Raw genomic sequence first — 15,668 nt, 5'->3', positions numbered from 1 at the left:
GTTCCTCCCCCTCCCACCCCGGAGCCGCCGACGGCGGCCCCGACACGACCCAGAAGGGCTCCTAGTCCGTGCCAACGACACGCCTCAGCACCGAACCCACCGCCGTCCTCGTCCTCGAGGACGGACGACGATTCCGGGGCCAGGCCTACGGCGCCCGAGGCCGCACCCTGGGCGAGATCGTCTTCGCCACCGGCATGACCGGGTACCAGGAGACGCTGACCGACCCGAGCTACGCCGGCCAGATCGTCGTTCAGACCGCGCCCCACATCGGCAACACCGGGACCAACGACGAGGACATGGAGTCGCGCCGCATCTGGGTCGCCGGCTACGTCGTCCGCGACCCCTCCCGCGTCGTCTCCAACTTCCGCGCGCAGCGCTCCCTCGGCGACGACCTGGAGACCGACGGCATCGTCGGGATCTCCGGCGTCGACACCCGGGCGATCACCCGCCACATCCGCTCGGCCGGCTCGATGCGCGCCGGCGTGTTCTCCGGCGAGGACCTCGCCCTCCCCGAGGAGGAGCAGCTCGCGCTGGTCCTCGGCGGCCGGCAGATGCAGGGGCTCAACCTCTCCTCCTCGGTCTCGACCGACGAGCAGTACACGGTGCCCGCCCGCGGCGAGCGCGTCGGCTCGGTCGCGGTCATCGACCTGGGGGTGAAGACCTCGACGGTCGACTACCTCGCGGAGCGCGGCTTCGACGTGCACGTGCTGCCCGAGTCGGTGACCGCCGAGCAGGTGCTCGCGCTCGACCCGTCCGCGCTCTTCTTCTCCAACGGCCCCGGCGACCCCGAGGCCTCGGACCGCCACGTCGAGCTGCTGCGCACCACCCTGCGCGCCGACCTGCCGTTCTTCGGCATCTGCTTCGGCAACCAGCTGCTGGGGCGCGCTCTCGGCTTCGGCACCTACAAGCTCCCGTTCGGCCACCGCGGGATCAACCAGCCCGTGCTCGACAAGCTCACCGGCCGCGTGGAGATCACCTCGCAGAACCACGGGTTCGCCGTGGACGCGCCGATCGAGGGCGAGCTGGACTCGCCCGAGGGCTTCGGCCGCGTCGAGGTCAGCCACTACTCCCTCAACGACTCGGTCGTGGAGGGCCTGCGCTGCCTCGACATCCCCGCCTTCTCGGTGCAGTACCACCCGGAGGCGGCGGCCGGCCCGCACGACTCCAACCACCTCTTCGACCGCTTCCGCGAGATGGTCGTGCAGCGCACGGCCGGGCGCGGGGCCTCGGAGCCCACCGACATCCCCACGACCAGCAGCATCGGAGAGCAGAAGTAATGCCGCGCAGGGAAGACATCCAGAGCGTCCTGGTCATCGGCTCCGGCCCGATCGTCATCGGACAGGCCGTCGAGTTCGACTACTCCGGCACCCAGGCCTGCCGCGTGCTGCGCGCCGAGGGGGTGCGCGTGATCCTCGTCAACTCCAACCCGGCGACGATCATGACCGATCCCGACTTCGCCGACGCCACCTACGTGGAGCCGATCACGCCCAAGGCGATCGAGGCGATCATCGCCAAGGAGAAGCCGGACGCGATCCTGCCGACCCTCGGCGGGCAGACGGCCCTGAACGCGGCCATCCAGCTGCACGACCTCGGGATCCTCGAGAAGTACGGCGTCGAGCTCATCGGCGCGAGCTTCGAGGCGATCAACCGCGGCGAGGACCGCCAGATCTTCAAGCAGCTGGTGCTGGACGCGGGCGCCGACGTCGCGAAGTCCTACATCGCGCACACCGTCGACGAGGCGATCGAGTACGCCGAGGACCTGGGCTACCCCCTCGTCATCCGCCCGTCGTTCACCATGGGCGGCCTGGGCTCCGGCTTCGCCTACACCCGCGAGGAGCTGGTGCGGATGGTCGGCGACGGCCTGCACCAGAGCCCCACCACCGAGGTTCTCCTGGAGGAGTCGATCCTCGGCTGGAAGGAGTACGAGCTCGAGCTCATGCGCGACACGGCCGACAACACGGTCGTCGTCTGCTCGATCGAGAACGTCGACCCCGTCGGCGTGCACACGGGCGACTCGATCACCGTGGCACCGGCGCTGACCCTCACCGACCGCGAGTACCAGAAGCTGCGCGACATCGGCATCCGGATCATCCGCGACGTGGGCGTGGACACCGGCGGCTGCAACATCCAGTTCGCGATCGACCCGGCGGACGGCCGGATCATCGTGATCGAGATGAACCCGCGCGTCTCCCGCTCCTCCGCCCTCGCCTCCAAGGCGACCGGCTTCCCGATCGCCAAGATCGCCGCGAAGCTCGCCATCGGCTACCGCCTGGACGAGATCCCGAACGACATCACCAAGGTGACGCCGGCGAGCTTCGAGCCGACGCTGGACTACGTGGTCGTGAAGGTCCCGCGGTTCGCGTTCGAGAAGTTCCCGGCCGCCGACAAGACGCTGACCACGACCATGAAGTCGGTGGGCGAGGCGATGGCGATCGGCCGCAACTACGCGCAGGCGCTGCAGAAGGCGCTCCGCTCGCTCGAGAAGCGCGGCTCGTCGTTCCACTGGGGGGCGCAGGAGCGCTCGGTCGAGGAGCTCCTCGAGATCGCGAGGACCCCGACCGACGGCCGCATCGTCACCGTGCAGCAGGCGCTGCGCCTGGGAGCCACGGTCGAGCAGGCGTTCGAGTCCACGAAGATCGACCCCTGGTTCCTCGACCAGATCGTGCTGATCAACGAGATCGCCGACCTGGTGCACGAGCACGACGGCCTCGACGCCGGACTCCTCCGCCTGGCGAAGGACCACGGCTTCTCGGACGCGCAGATCGCCGAGCTCCGCGGGCTCGACGAGGCGGAGGTCCGCCGCACCCGCTACGCGCTGGACGTGCGCCCGGTCTACAAGACCGTCGACACCTGCGCGGGTGAGTTCCCGGCGCTCACGCCGTACCACTACTCCTCGTACGACGAGGAGACGGAGGTCGTCGCCGCCGACCGCCGCAAGGTCGTCATCCTGGGCTCCGGCCCCAACCGCATCGGCCAGGGGGTCGAGTTCGACTACTCCTGCGTGCACGCCTCGTTCGCGCTCTCGGACGCGGGCTTCGAGACGATCATGATCAACTGCAACCCCGAGACGGTCTCGACCGACTACGACACCTCGGACCGCCTCTACTTCGAGCCGCTGACTCTCGAGGACGTGCTCGAGGTCATCCACGCGGAGTCGCAGTCCGGCGAGCTCGTCGGCGTCGTCGTGCAGCTGGGCGGCCAGACGGCGCTCGGGCTCGCCGCGGGCCTCGAGGCGGCCGGCGTGCCCATCCTCGGCACCACCCCAGCGAACATCGACCTCGCGGAGGAGCGCGGCGCGTTCTCGCGGATCCTCGACGAGGCGGGGCTTCTCGCTCCGCGCAACGGCACCGCGACCGACCTCGACGGCGCCCGTGAGGTCGCGGTGGAGATCGGCTACCCGGTCCTCGTCCGTCCGTCGTTCGTCCTCGGCGGGCGCGGCATGGAGATCGTCTACGGCACGCCCCAGCTCGAGGACTACTTCGAGCGGATGGCCGGCGAGGGGATCATCGACGAGGCGCACCCGCTGCTGGTGGACCGCTTCCTCGACGACGCGATCGAGATCGACGTCGACGCGCTCTTCGACGGGGAGCAGCTCTACATCGGCGGCGTGATGGAGCACATCGAGGAGGCCGGCATCCACTCCGGCGACTCGGCGTGCACGCTCCCGCCGGTGACGCTCGGCCGCCGGCAGATCGACCAGGTGCGGGAGGCGACCCTCGCGATCGCGCAGGGCGTCGGCGTCCGGGGACTGCTGAACGTCCAGTTCGCGATCGGCCAGGGCGTGCTCTACGTGCTCGAAGCGAACCCCCGGGCCTCGCGCACCGTGCCGTTCGTGTCGAAGGCGCTGGGCATCCCGCTCGCGAAGGCCGCGTCGCGCCTGATGGTGGGCGAGACCATCGCCGCGCTGAAGGCCGAGGGCCTGCTGCCCGAGCGCGACGGCTCCGACGTCCCGATGGACTCTCCCATCGCGGTGAAGGAGGCGGTCCTGCCGTTCAAGCGCTTCCGTACCAAGGAGGGCCAGATCGTCGACTCGCTGCTCGGGCCCGAGATGCGCTCCACCGGCGAGGTCATGGGGATCGACCGCGACTTCCCGCGCGCCTTCGCGAAGAGCCAGGACGCCGCGTACGGCGGCATGCCGGCGAGCGGGACCGTCTTCATCTCGGTCGCCGACCGCGACAAGCGCTCGATCGTCCTGCCCGCGCTGCGCCTGCGCCAGCTCGGCTTCGACATCCTCGCGACCGAGGGCACGGCCGAGGTGCTGAACCGCAACGGGATCCAGGCCCGCGTGGTCCGCAAGTACAGCGAGACCGCCGAGGACGACGCGCCCTCCATCGTCGAGCTGATCGCCCGCGACGAGGTCGACGTGGTGATCAACACGCCCAGCGGAGGAGCGACCCGCGCCGACGGCTACGAGATCCGCGCGGCCGCGGTCGCCGCGGACAAGCCGCTGTTCACCACGATCGCCCAGCTCGCGGCGGCGGTCGCCTCGCTCGACGCGGCGAACGAGCCCTTCGAGGTGACGAGCCTGCAGGACTACGCCCTGCGCCGCGCGGAGCGCACCGCGTGAGCGGCGGCGCGGCGGGCACCGCCTCCTTCGGCTCGCGCCTCGAGGCGGCGTTCGCCGCGCACGGCCGGCTCTGCGTCGGGATCGACCCGCACGCGTACCTGCTCGACGCGTGGGGCCTCGCCGACGACGCGGCCGGGCTCGAGAGCTTCGGCCGAACGGTCGTCGAGGCGGCGGCCGGCCGTGTGGGCGTCGTCAAGCCGCAGATCGCCTTCTTCGAGCGGCACGGCTCGGCGGGCTACGCCGCGCTCGAGCGCGTGCTCGCCGACGCCCGCGAGGCCGGACTGCTGGTGATCGCCGACGTCAAGCGCGGCGACATCGGCACGAGCGTCACCGCCTACGCCGAGGCGTGGCTCCGGCCGGGCTCGCCGCTCGAGGCGGACGCCATGACCGCCGCGGCCTACCAGGGGCTCGGCTCCCTCGAGGAGATGCTGACCCTCGCCGAGGAGGCGGGCAAGGGCGTGTTCGTCCTCGCAGCCACCTCCAACCCCGAGGCCCGTCCCGTGCAGCGCGCTCTCGTGCAGGACGGCGACCGGGCGGGATCCACCGTGGCACGCGCGGTCGTGGCGGACGTGGCATCCTGGAACGACGCTCACGCTCGCGCGTCGATCGGCTCGGTCGGCGTGGTGCTCGGCGCCACGGTCGCCCTGGGCGACTTCGGCATCGGCATCGACGAGCCGCTGCACCCCGCACTCCCGGTGCTCGCGCCCGGCTTCGGCCACCAGGGCGCGGCCGTCGCGGACGCGCAGCGGCTGTTCGGCGCGCTGAGCGCCGCCACCATCGTCAGCGAGTCGCGCAGCGTGCTCGGCGCCGGCCCCTCGGGGATCGCGGCCGAGATCACCCGCCGCGCGACCGACATCCAGGAGACCCTTGTCCGCTGAAACCGTCAGCCCCGATCCCGGCGCCTCCCCGCGCCCGGAGGCCGTGCGCCGTCCCTCGCCGCCCGAGGTCGACCGGCGCGCCGCCTCCGAGGCCGCGATCGCGGCGCGCCGTGCCCGCGCCGCCGTCAAGAAGGCCGTCGCCGCCGGACGCCGCCCCGCGACCGCCGTGCTCGCGGCGGCCCAGGCCGAGCCGCTCGGAGTCGAGGGGCGGATGCGCGTCAGCGAGCTGCTCCGCGCCGTGCCCGCGCTCGGCGTGGTGAAGACGCCCCGGGTGATGGACCAGCTGCGGATCGCCGAGTCGAAGCGCCTCGGCGGCCTCGGCCGGCGCCAGGTCGAGGGCCTGGCGTCGTTCCTCGAGGAGCGGGAGTCGCGGCAGCGCCGCCCCGGCCGCAACCGCCTGCTCGTCCTCGCCGGTCCGACCGCGGTCGGCAAGGGCACCGTGTCGACCTACATCCGCGAGAACTACCCGGACGTCCTGCTCTCGGTCTCGGCCACCACCCGGGCCCCGCGTCCGGGCGAGGTGGACGGCGTCAGCTACTACTTCGTCGACGACGCCGAGTTCGACCGGATGGTCGCGGCGGGGGAGTTCCTCGAGTACGCCGTCGTCCACAACGCTCACCGCTACGGCACGCCCCGCGGCCCCATCGACGCCGCGCTGGAGCAGGGCCGGCAGGTGATGCTCGAGATCGACATCCAGGGTGCCCGCCAGGTGCGCGAGCGGATGCCGGACGCGCGGCTGGTCTTCCTCCTGCCGCCGAGCTGGGACGAGCTGGTCCGCCGGCTGGTCGGCCGCGGCACCGAGAGCGCGGAGGAGCAGGAGCGCCGCCTGGGCACCGCGAAGGTGGAGCTGGCCGCGCAGGACGAGTTCGATTTCGCCGTCGTCAACAGCACCGTGCCCGAAGCGGCCCGCGAGGTCGTAGAATTGATGTCGCCTCGTGCCGACGGCGCGCCCGCTGACCCGGGCCGCTGACACCGGGCCACCGACCACCTCCGGGCCGACGCCCCGGGTCCCACCGGGCACACGCCCCTCGGAGCCCGCGCGCCGTGTTGCTCCGGAGCCGCAGATCGGCGCTGATGCGCCTGCAAGGAGACACCCATGGCCAACAACCTCGGCATCATCGACCCGCCCATCGACGAGCTCCTCTCGAAGGTCGACTCCAAGTACGCGCTGGTGATCTTCGCCTCCAAGCGCGCCCGCCAGATCAACGACTACTACGCCGACCTCCACGAGGGCAGCCTGTTCGACAACGTCGGCCCGCTGGTCGACTCCACCATCGACGACAAGCCCCTCTCGGTCGCACTGCACGAGATCAACGAGGACAAGCTCGTCGCCAAGCCCCTCGCCGAGTAGTCCCCTCCGGGTGGGCTCCTCTCTCGAGGCCGGCCGACGGCTCAACGTCGTCGTCGGCATCACCGGCGGCATCGCCGCGTACAAGGCCGTCGGAGTCGTCCGCGCGCTGGTCCTCGCGGAGCACGACGTGCACGTCGTCGCGACCGAGGCCGCGCTGCGCTTCGTCGGGAAGCCCACCCTCGAGGCCATCTCGCGGAACCCGGTGCACACCGAGCTCTACGAGGGCGTCGCCGAGGTCCGGCACGTGGCCATCGGCCAGGCCGCCGACCTCATCGTGATCGCGCCCGCGACGGCGCACACGCTCGCCAAGCTCGCCGCCGGCCTCGCCGACGACCTGCTCGGCAACACGGTGCTCGCGAGCACCGCCCCGCTCGTGGTCGCCCCCGCGATGCACACCGAGATGTGGGCGAACGCCGCCACCGTCGCGAACACGGCGGTGCTCCGCTCCCGCGGCGTGCACGTCGTCGGCCCCGCGGTCGGCCGCCTCACCGGCGCCGACTCGGGCCCCGGCCGCATGGAGGAGCCCGAGACGATCGTGGCGGAGGCCCTCGCCGTCCACGCCCGCTCCGCCTCCGCCCGCCGCGACCTCGCGGGCGTACGCGTCCTCGTGACCGCCGGCGGCACCCGCGAGCCCCTCGACCCGGTGCGCTTCGTCGGCAACCGCTCCAGCGGCAGGCAGGGCGTCGCGCTCGCGCTGGCCGCTGCGGCCCGGGGCGCGGAGGTCACCCTCCTCGCCGCGAACCTCGACGTGCCGGCGCCGGAGGGCGTCACGGTCCTCCCGGTGGGCACCGCGCTCGAGCTGCGCGAGGCCGCCCTCGCCGCGGCCCCCGGCGCGGACGTCGTGATCATGGCCGCGGCCGTCGCCGACTACCGGCCCGCCGCGGTCGCCGACGCGAAGATCAAGAAGGAGCAGCAGGGCGACCGTCTCGTCCTCGAGCTCGTCAAGAACCCGGACGTCCTCGCCGAGATCTCCGCCTCCCGGCGGGAGGGGCAGATCGTCGTCGGCTTCGCCGCGGAGACCGAGCCGGACCGGGACGCGATGCTCGCCCTCGGCCGCGCCAAGATCGCCCGCAAGGGCTGCGACCTGCTCGTCCTCAACAGGGTGGGCTGGGCCGAGGGTTTCCAGAGCGACAGCAACGCCGTCGTGGTCCTCGATCGGGCCGGCGATATAGTTGGCGAGGCCTCGGGCAGCAAGGCGGAGGTGGCCGATCGCGTCCTCGACGCGGTCGTGCGCTAGCCCCGCCGGTCCGCCCGCCCAGGCGCCGATCGCCTGCCGCCCGGCATCGCGCCCGCCAGGCCACTCCCGGTACGAACGACCCCGGTCCGCACGAGCCGGGACGAGAAGAGAAGCATGACCTCCGGTCCCCTCCGCCTGTTCACCTCCGAGTCCGTCACCGAGGGCCACCCGGACAAGATCTGCGACCAGATCTCGGACCGCATCCTCGACGCCCTGCTCCGCGAGGACCCGCACAGCCGGGTCGCCGTCGAGACGCTGGTCACGACGGGGCTCGTGCACGTCGCGGGCGAGGTCTCCACGAGCGGCTACGTCGAGATCCCCAAGATCGTGCGCGACACGATCGTCGAGATCGGCTACGACTCCTCGGAGAAGGGCTTCGACGGCCGCTCCTGCGGCGTCTCGGTCTCGATCGGCCAGCAGTCGCCCGAGATCGCGGCGGGCGTCGACACGGCGCTCGAGGTCCGCTCCTCCGAGGCGGGCGAGGACGCCTTCGACCGCCAGGGCGCGGGCGACCAGGGCCTGATGTTCGGCTTCGCGACCGACGAGACCCCCGAGTACATGCCGCTGCCGAGCTGGCTCTCGCACCGCCTCGCCGAGCGCCTGGCCGCCGTCCGCAAGTCGGGCGAGCTCGACTACCTCCGGCCCGACGGCAAGACCCAGGTCACCATCGGCTACGACGGCACGACGCCGTCCACCATCGACACCGTCGTCCTGTCCACCCAGCACGCCGAGCACGTCAGCACCGAGACGATCCACGCGGACATCGCGGCGCACGTCATCCGCCCCGTCCTCGAGACGGTCGACCTCGACTCCTCCGCCGTGCGCCTGCTGATCAACCCGACGGGCCGCTTCGAGATCGGCGGCCCTCAGGGCGACGCCGGGCTCACCGGCCGCAAGATCATCGTCGACACCTACGGCGGAGCGTCCCGCCACGGCGGCGGCGCGTTCTCGGGCAAGGACCCGTCGAAGGTGGACCGCTCGGCCGCCTACGCCATGCGGTGGGTCGCCAAGAACGCGGTCGCCGCGGGGCTCGCCTCGCGGCTGGAGGTGCAGGTCGCCTACGCCATCGGCAAGGCGGCCCCGGTCGGCCTCTACGTCGAGACCTTCGGCACCGGCACCGTCTCCGACGAGACGATCACCGAGGCGATCCGCTCGGTCTTCGACCTGCGCCCGGCCGCGATCATCCACGCACTCGACCTGCTCCGCCCGATCTACGCGCAGACCGCGGCCTACGGCCACTTCGGCCGGGAGCTCCCCGACTTCACCTGGGAGCGCCTCGACCGGGTCGACGACCTGCGCTCCGCCGCGGGCCTCTCGTAGCGGGCGCGGCGGCGATGGCGACGAGCGGAGCCGTCGCGCGCGTGCTCCTGGACTCGCCCCTCCCGCAGCTCGACCGGCTCCTGGACTACGCGGTGCCGGAGGCGCTGCGCGGCGAGGTGGTCCCCGGCGTGCGCGTGCGGGTGCCGTTGCGGACCGGAGGCCGGATCGCCGACGCGTTCGTCGTCGAGACGGGGGAGGGGACCGAGCACGCCGGAGCGCTCAGCGGCATGGAGGAGCTGGTCTCGCCGCTCGTCGTGCTGACCCCGGAGGTCTGGGCCCTCGCCCGCCGGGTGGCCGACCGCGCCTCCGGGGGCGCGAGCGACGTGCTGCGCCTGGCCGTGCCGCGCCGCCACGTCCGCGTCGAGAAGGCGCGACTCGCCGCGGGTCCCGCTCCTGCGGCGCCCGCGGTCGAGGCGGGCGGCGTGACGGGCTACCCCGACGCCTCCTTTGTTGGACTCGCCGAGGGGGCCCGGCTGGCGGTCGGCGCCGTGCCGGCTCCGGTGAGGCTCGACTCGGGCGCGTGGGTCGGCGGCTGGGCCGTCACGCTCGCCGAGCTCGCCCGGGACACGCTCGCCGCGGGCCGCGACGCGATCCTGGCCGTCCCCGACTACCGCGACCAGGAGCAGCTGGAGCTCGCTCTCGCCGCCCTCGTCCCCGCGGAGGCGGTGGTGCGCCTCGATGCGCGGCAGAAGGGCGCCGAGCGCTACTCCGCCTTCGTCCGCTGCCTCGATCCCGGGCCGCGGGTCGTCGTCGGCAACCGCTCCGTCCTCTACGCGCCCTCCTCCGCCCTCGGCCTGATCGCGCTCTGGGACGACGGCGATCCGCTCTTCGCCGAGCCGCTCGCGCCCTACGCGCACGCCCGCGACGTCGCCCTGGTGCGGCAGGAGCAGAGCGGCGCCGGCCTCGTCCTGCTCGGCAACACGCGCACGGTCGAGGTCGAGCGGCTCGTCGAGATCGGCTTCGCGACCGAGGTGGAGCCGCGGCCGAGCCGCCGCCCGCACGTCGTGCCGACCGCCCAGCAGTGGGCGGCCGACGAGCACGACGCGGCAGCGCGCATCCCCTCCTCCGCCTGGCGGGAGGCGCGGAAGGCCCTCGACTCCGGTCCCGTGCTGGTCCAGGTCGCGCGCCCCGGCTACGCGCCGGTGGTCGCCTGCGCCCGTTGCCGGACCGTCGCACGCTGCAACCGCTGCCAGGGTCCGCTCGGCGTGCACTCCGAGGGCGGGCGGCCGAGCTGCGGCTGGTGCGGCCTGATCGCGGCCGACTGGACCTGCTCCGTCTGCGAGGCGACGGCTCTGCGCCTCGTCTCCCTCGGCGCGGGCCGCACCGCGGAGGAGCTCGGACGCGCCTTCCCGGGTGCCAAGGTGATCGTCGCCGACGGGCAGCGCCCCGTGCTCACCCTCCCCGACGAGCCCGCGCTCGTCGTGGCCACGCGCGGGGCGGAGCCGCGGGCCGACGGCGGCTACCACGCCGTCCTGCTGCTGGACGGCGAGCGGATGCTGGCCCGCGAGAGCCTGCGGGTCGCCGACGACGCGCTCCGCACCTGGTCGAACGCCGCGGCGCTGGCCCGCCCGGGCGCGCCGGTCCTCCTGGTCGGGGTCGGCGGCCGGCTCGCGACCGCCCTGGCGACCTGGCGGCAGGCCGAGTACCTCCGGGCCGAGCTCCAGGAGCGGCGCGCTCTGCGCTTCCCGCCCGCGGTGCGCCTGGCCACGGTGAGCGGCGACGCGCACGCGGTGGAGGAGGCGCTCGACGCGCTCGACGAGGACGACCGGCACGAGGTCCTCGGTCCTGTCGGGCTCGAGGACGGCTCCGTCCGGGCGATCGTCCGGTTCGACTACGCTCGCGGTGCGGATGTGGCCGCGCGCCTCCGCTCCGCCGTGATCCGCAACGCCACGCGCCGTCGTCGCCCGCCGACCACGCCCGGCCGCTTCCGGCCGGCCCCCCGGCTCCGGGTCCGTCTCGACGACCCCGACATCCTCTGACTCCCCAGGAGACCCCCGTGCGCCTCGTCTTCGCCGGCACGCCCGCCGCTGCCGTTCCGACCCTCCGCGACCTCGCCGCCTCCGCGCACGAGGTCGTGGCCGTGGTCACCCGGGAGGACGCCCCGGTGGGCCGCAAGCGCGTGCTCACCCCCTCGCCGGTCGCCGTCGCGGCCGAGGAGCTGGGGATCCCGGTGATCCGGGCGAACCGCCTCGACGAGGACGTGACCGACCGGATCGCGGAGCTCGCCCCCGACCTCGGCGTGATCGTGGCCTACGGCGGCCTCGTCCGGCAGCGCCTGCTGGCGGTGCCGCGCCTGGGCTGGATCAACCTGCACTTCTCCCTGCTGCCGCGCTGGCGCGGGGCGGCTCCCGTCCAGCGGGCGCTGATGGCGGGCGACACGCGGATCGGCGCGAGCGTCTTCCAGCTGGTCGCCGAGCTCGACGCCGGTGACGTGTACGCCGAGCTCGCCGTCGACGCGGGGGAGCGCACCGCGGGCGAGCTGCTGACGGAGCTGGCCGGGAGCGGCGCCGGCCTCACCCTCGGCGTGGTCGACGCGCTGGAGGAGGGCACGGCCGTCGCGACTCCGCAGACCGGAGAGGCGACCCCCGCTCCCAAGCTCGACGCCGCCGACGGCCGGATCGACTGGAGCCTCCCGACCGCGCGGGTCCTCGCGCTCGTGCGCGGAACGACTCCCGAGCCCGGAGCCTCGACCGCGGTGGGCGACGCGCGCCTCAAGGTGCTCGCGGTCCGCGCGGCCGAGGGGGACCTCGCTCCCGGCGTCGTCCGCCTCGACTCGGGGCGCGCCCTCGTCGGCACCGCGGACGGAGCGGTGGAGCTGGTCACCGTCCAGCCCGCCGGCAGGACCCCGATGGCCGGCGCCGCGTGGGCCCGCGGCCTGCGCGAGAGCACGGTGCTCGCGTGAGCGCCCGGCGCGAGGCCGCTCCCGCCCGCCGGGTCGCCTACGACGTCCTGCTCGCGGTGAGCGGTTCGGACGCCTACGCCAACCTGGTCCTGCCCGCGCGGATCAGCGCCGCCGGCCTCTCGCCCGCCGACGCGGGACTGGCCACCGAGCTCTGCTACGGCACCCTGCGGATGTCCGGCTACTACGACCGCGTGATCGCCCTGGCGGCCGGCCGGTCCGTCGAGAGCATCGATGCGCCCGTGCTCGACGCGCTGCGCCTGGGCGTGCACCAGCTGCTCGCGACCCGTGTGGCCCCGCACGCCGCGGTGAACGAGAGCGTCGCGCTCGTCGCGGCCGGCTCCTCGCGGGGAGCGGTGGCCTTCGCCAACGCCGTGCTGCGCGCGGTCTCGCGCTCGAGCGCCGGCGAGTGGCGCGAGCGGGTCTCCGCGGCCGCGGTCTCCGGGGACGACCGGATCGCCGCGCTGAGCTCCCACCCCGTGTGGATCGTGCGCGCCCTGCGACGGGCGCTGGCGGCGGAGGGGGCGGCCGACGAGCTCGACGCGCTGCTCGCCGCCGACAACGCGGCTCCGCGCGTGAACCTGGTGGCTCTGCCGGGCCTGGCGTCTCCCGGCGAGATCGCCGACGCCGAACCCGACCGGTTCTCGCCGGTCGGCATGACCAGCACCGGCGGCGACCCGGAGGCGTTCCCCGCGGTGCACGAGGGCCGCGTGCGCGTGCAGGACGAGGGCTCCCAGCTCGCCGCTCTGGCGCTCTCCCGGGCACGGCCGGTCCGCCCGGGCGAGCGCTGGCTCGACCTGTGCGCGGGACCCGGCGGCAAGGCGGCGCTGCTCGCGGCGGAGGCGCGCGCAGGAGGGGCGGCGCTGCTCGCCAACGAGGTGGTCCCGGGCCGCGCGGGCCTGGTGCGGCAGGCGCTGGCCGCCGTCGACCCGTCGGTCGAGGTGCGCACCGGCGACGGGCGCGACCTGGGCGACGAGCAGCCGGGATCGTTCGACCGCATCCTCCTCGACGCGCCGTGCACCGGTCTCGGTGCGCTGCGGCGGCGGCCGGAGGCGCGCTGGCGCAAGTCCGCGGCCGACGTGGAGCCGCTGGCCGCACTCCAGGGCGAGCTGCTCGACTCCGCGGTGAGGGCTCTCGCTCCCGACGGTCTGCTGGCCTACGTGACCTGCTCGCCGCACCTCGGCGAGACCCGGCGCGTGCTCGCCCTCGCGCAGGAGCTGCACGAGCTCGAGCTCGTCGACACGCCGGCCGTGCTGCGCGCGGTGACGGCGGCCCCGCTACCGCTGCCGGACGGCCCCCTCCACGTGCAGCTCTGGCCGCACCGGCACGGCACCGACGCCATGTTCGTCCAGCTCCTCCGCCGCCGGCCCCTCGAGGCGGCGTCCGGAGACGCCTGAACCCTCCGGAGCGGGAACGCGCTCGGCCGGGCGGACGCGGAGGACGCTCCGATCTAGGCTGGACGCATGCCCGCACGGATCAACCCCAGCATCCTCTCCGCCGACTTCGTGAACTTCGAGGCCGAGCTGCAGCGCATCGCCGGAGCCGACCTCGTGCACGTCGACGTGATGGACAACCACTTCGTGCCGAACCTCACCTTCGGGCTGACCATGGTCCAGCGCCTCCAGGACGTCTCGCCCCGGCCGCTCGACCTGCACCTGATGATCGACGACCCCGACCGGTGGGCCCCCGACTACGCCGAGACCGGCGCCTACTCCGTGACCTTCCACGCCGAGGCCGCGCGCGACGCCGTGGCACTCGCGCGGCGCCTGCGCGGGATCGGCTCGCGGGCGGGGATCGCGCTCAAGCCGGGCACGATGGTGGACGACTACCTCGACCTCCTGCCCGAGTTCGACCAGGTCCTCGTGATGACGGTCGAGCCCGGCTTCGGGGGCCAGTCCTTCATGGAGGAGACGATGCCCAAGCTGCGCACCCTCCGGAACGTGGTGGACCGCACCGGGCTCGACGTCTGGCTCCAGGTCGACGGCGGGATCGCTCCCGGCACGATCGAGATCGCAGCGGAGGCGGGAGCCGACACCTTCGTCGCGGGCTCCGCGGTCTTCGGCGCGGACGACCCGGAGGCCGCGATCGCGTCGCTGCGCGAGACGGCGACCGCTCACCTGCACCGGCACTGAGGCGTCCCGCGCCCGGCCGCCGTATAGACTTCCCCGGTGAAAACTTTCGACGACCTCTTCGCTGAGCTGGGCGAGAAGGCCGCCGCCCGTCCCGAGGGTTCGGGCACCGTCCGCGAGCTCGACGCCGGCGTGCACTTCATCGGCAAGAAGATCGTCGAGGAGGCAGCCGAGGTGTGGATGGCCGCCGAGTACGAGGGCGACGAGCGCACCGCCGAGGAGATCTCGCAGCTGCTCTACCACCTGCAGGTGCTCATGCTCGCCAAGGGACTGACGACGGCCGACGTCTACCGGCATCTGTGAGCCCCGCCCCGCTCGCCGGGGTGCGCCTCCGCTCCGCGCCGTCGCGCCCGCACGCTCCCCGAGGAGCCGTGCCGCCCCCTGAACAGCCGTCGAGTCATGAAGGACGTCCCGTGACCACCACCCCCGCCCCGGCGCTCCTGCGCGTCGCCGTCCCCAACAAGGGCTCCCTCTCGGAGACCGCCGGTCAGATGCTCGCGGAGGCCGGCTACACCGGCCGCCGCGACCCGAAGGAGCTGCACGTCGTCGACGAGCGCAACGGGGTGGAGTTCTTCTACCTGCGCCCGCGCGACATCGCCACCTACGTCGGCTCCGGCGCTCTCGACGTCGGAGTCACCGGCCGCGACCTCCTGATCGACTCCGGCTCCGAGGCGCGCGAGATCGCGAGCCTCGGCTTCGCCAACTCCACCTTCCGCTTCGCCGGGCCCGCCGGCCGCTACGACGAGCTCGCGCAGATCGACGGCCTCCGCGTGGCGACCAGCTACCCGGGCCTCGTGGGCCGCTTCCTCCGGGAGCACGGCGTCGAGGTGACGCTGATCCGCCTCGACGGCGCGGTCGAGTCCGCGATCCAGCTCGGCGTCGCCGACGTCATCGCCGATGTCGTCGAGACCGGCACCACGCTCCGCAAGGCCGGCCTCGAGATCTTCGGCCCGGTCATCCTGGACTCGACCGCCGTCCTGGTCTCCGCCGCGGGGGAGCCCGAGGGCATCCCGGTGCTGCTGCGCCGCCTGCAGGGCGTGCTGGTCGCCCGCGAGTACGTGCTGCTCGACTACGACTGCCCCGTCGCGCTCCTGGAGAGCGCCACGGCGATCGCCCCGGGCTTCGAGTCGCCGACGGTCTCGCCGCTGCACGACGCCGAGTGGGTGGCCGTCCGCGTGATGGTGCCGCGCTCGGACATGAACCAGGTGATGGACCGCCTGTACGACCTGGGCGCCCGCGCGATCCTGGTCACGTCCATCCACGCCGCGCGCCTGTAGAGGGGGAGCC

At 73.7% G+C, this 15,668-nt stretch carries 13 protein-coding genes; all 13 read left to right on the top strand.

The genetic code is table 11. From position 1 onward, the window contains the following. The first annotated feature begins 68 nt into the window (after positions 1–68). Entirely contained in the window at positions 69–1,277 is a 1,209-nt protein-coding gene (carA, locus tag C5C25_RS09105; RefSeq protein ID WP_104250389.1) for a glutamine-hydrolyzing carbamoyl-phosphate synthase small subunit, read from the top strand. Continuing rightward, positions 1,277–4,567: a carbamoyl-phosphate synthase large subunit gene (carB, locus tag C5C25_RS09100; protein WP_104250388.1), complete on the top strand. Its 3,291-nt coding sequence runs from the start codon at positions 1,277–1,279 to the stop codon at positions 4,565–4,567. Before carA ends, carB begins: the two co-directional genes overlap by 1 nt. Further along, positions 4,564–5,445, top strand: coding sequence for an orotidine-5'-phosphate decarboxylase (pyrF, locus tag C5C25_RS09095; RefSeq protein WP_104250387.1), 882 nt, complete (start codon positions 4,564–4,566; stop codon positions 5,443–5,445). The genes carB and pyrF overlap by 4 nt, the downstream gene beginning before the upstream one ends. 43 nt (positions 5,446–5,488) lie before the next feature. Beyond that, on the top strand, positions 5,489–6,415 hold the full coding sequence (gene gmk / locus C5C25_RS09090; RefSeq protein ID WP_104250386.1) for a guanylate kinase: 927 nt from the start codon (positions 5,489–5,491) through the stop codon (positions 6,413–6,415). 126 nt (positions 6,416–6,541) lie between these two features. Then, positions 6,542–6,796, top strand: coding sequence for a DNA-directed RNA polymerase subunit omega (gene rpoZ / locus C5C25_RS09085; protein WP_104221835.1), 255 nt, complete (start codon positions 6,542–6,544; stop codon positions 6,794–6,796). 10 nt (positions 6,797–6,806) lie between these two features. Beyond that, the gene (gene coaBC, locus C5C25_RS09080) at positions 6,807–8,033 is read left to right on the top strand and encodes a bifunctional phosphopantothenoylcysteine decarboxylase/phosphopantothenate--cysteine ligase CoaBC (RefSeq protein WP_104237507.1); all 1,227 of its coding nucleotides are present in this window, start codon (positions 6,807–6,809) and stop codon (positions 8,031–8,033) included. Positions 8,034–8,147: 114 nt separating this feature from the next. Then, a complete protein-coding gene (metK, locus tag C5C25_RS09075) occupies positions 8,148–9,353 on the top strand; it encodes a methionine adenosyltransferase (protein ID WP_104221839.1) in 1,206 nt (401 codons plus the stop codon). Positions 9,354–9,367: 14 nt separating this feature from the next. Next, positions 9,368–11,332 (top strand): hypothetical protein, encoded by a 1,965-nt coding sequence (locus C5C25_RS09070; protein WP_104250385.1) that lies wholly within the window; start codon positions 9,368–9,370, stop codon positions 11,330–11,332. Between the two features lie 17 nt (positions 11,333–11,349). Continuing rightward, on the top strand, positions 11,350–12,255 hold the full coding sequence (locus tag C5C25_RS09065) for a methionyl-tRNA formyltransferase (protein WP_104250384.1): 906 nt from the start codon (positions 11,350–11,352) through the stop codon (positions 12,253–12,255). Then, the gene (locus C5C25_RS09060) at positions 12,252–13,649 is read left to right on the top strand and encodes an RsmB/NOP family class I SAM-dependent RNA methyltransferase (RefSeq protein WP_104250383.1); all 1,398 of its coding nucleotides are present in this window, start codon (positions 12,252–12,254) and stop codon (positions 13,647–13,649) included. The genes C5C25_RS09065 and C5C25_RS09060 overlap by 4 nt, the downstream gene beginning before the upstream one ends. Positions 13,650–13,715: 66 nt before the next feature. Further along, positions 13,716–14,384 (top strand): ribulose-phosphate 3-epimerase, encoded by a 669-nt coding sequence (rpe, locus tag C5C25_RS09055; protein ID WP_104250382.1) that lies wholly within the window; start codon positions 13,716–13,718, stop codon positions 14,382–14,384. A 36-nt stretch (positions 14,385–14,420) separates the two neighbouring features. After that, a complete protein-coding gene (locus tag C5C25_RS09050) occupies positions 14,421–14,684 on the top strand; it encodes a phosphoribosyl-ATP diphosphatase (RefSeq protein ID WP_055791842.1) in 264 nt (87 codons plus the stop codon). 110 nt (positions 14,685–14,794) lie between these two features. Then, on the top strand, positions 14,795–15,658 hold the full coding sequence (hisG, locus tag C5C25_RS09045) for an ATP phosphoribosyltransferase (RefSeq protein ID WP_104221851.1): 864 nt from the start codon (positions 14,795–14,797) through the stop codon (positions 15,656–15,658). Positions 15,659–15,668 lie beyond the last annotated feature (10 nt).

Source organism: Rathayibacter sp. AY2B9, assembly GCF_002931595.1.
Taxonomy (GTDB): Bacteria; Actinomycetota; Actinomycetes; order Actinomycetales; family Microbacteriaceae; genus Rathayibacter.
This window is presented reverse-complemented; position numbering and strand designations above follow the sequence as displayed.

What these genes read in the sequence shown, in the direction of transcription:
- rpoZ (WP_104221835.1), top strand. Translation starts at nt 6,542, where the DNA reads ATGGCCAACAACCTCGGCATCATCGACCCGCCCATCGACGAGCTCCTC.
- rpe (WP_104250382.1), top strand. Translation starts at nt 13,716, where the DNA reads ATGCCCGCACGGATCAACCCCAGCATCCTCTCCGCCGACTTCGTGAAC.
- C5C25_RS09070 (WP_104250385.1), top strand. Translation starts at nt 9,368, where the DNA reads ATGGCGACGAGCGGAGCCGTCGCGCGCGTGCTCCTGGACTCGCCCCTC.
- carB (WP_104250388.1), top strand. Translation starts at nt 1,277, where the DNA reads ATGCCGCGCAGGGAAGACATCCAGAGCGTCCTGGTCATCGGCTCCGGC.
- metK (WP_104221839.1), top strand. Translation starts at nt 8,148, where the DNA reads ATGACCTCCGGTCCCCTCCGCCTGTTCACCTCCGAGTCCGTCACCGAG.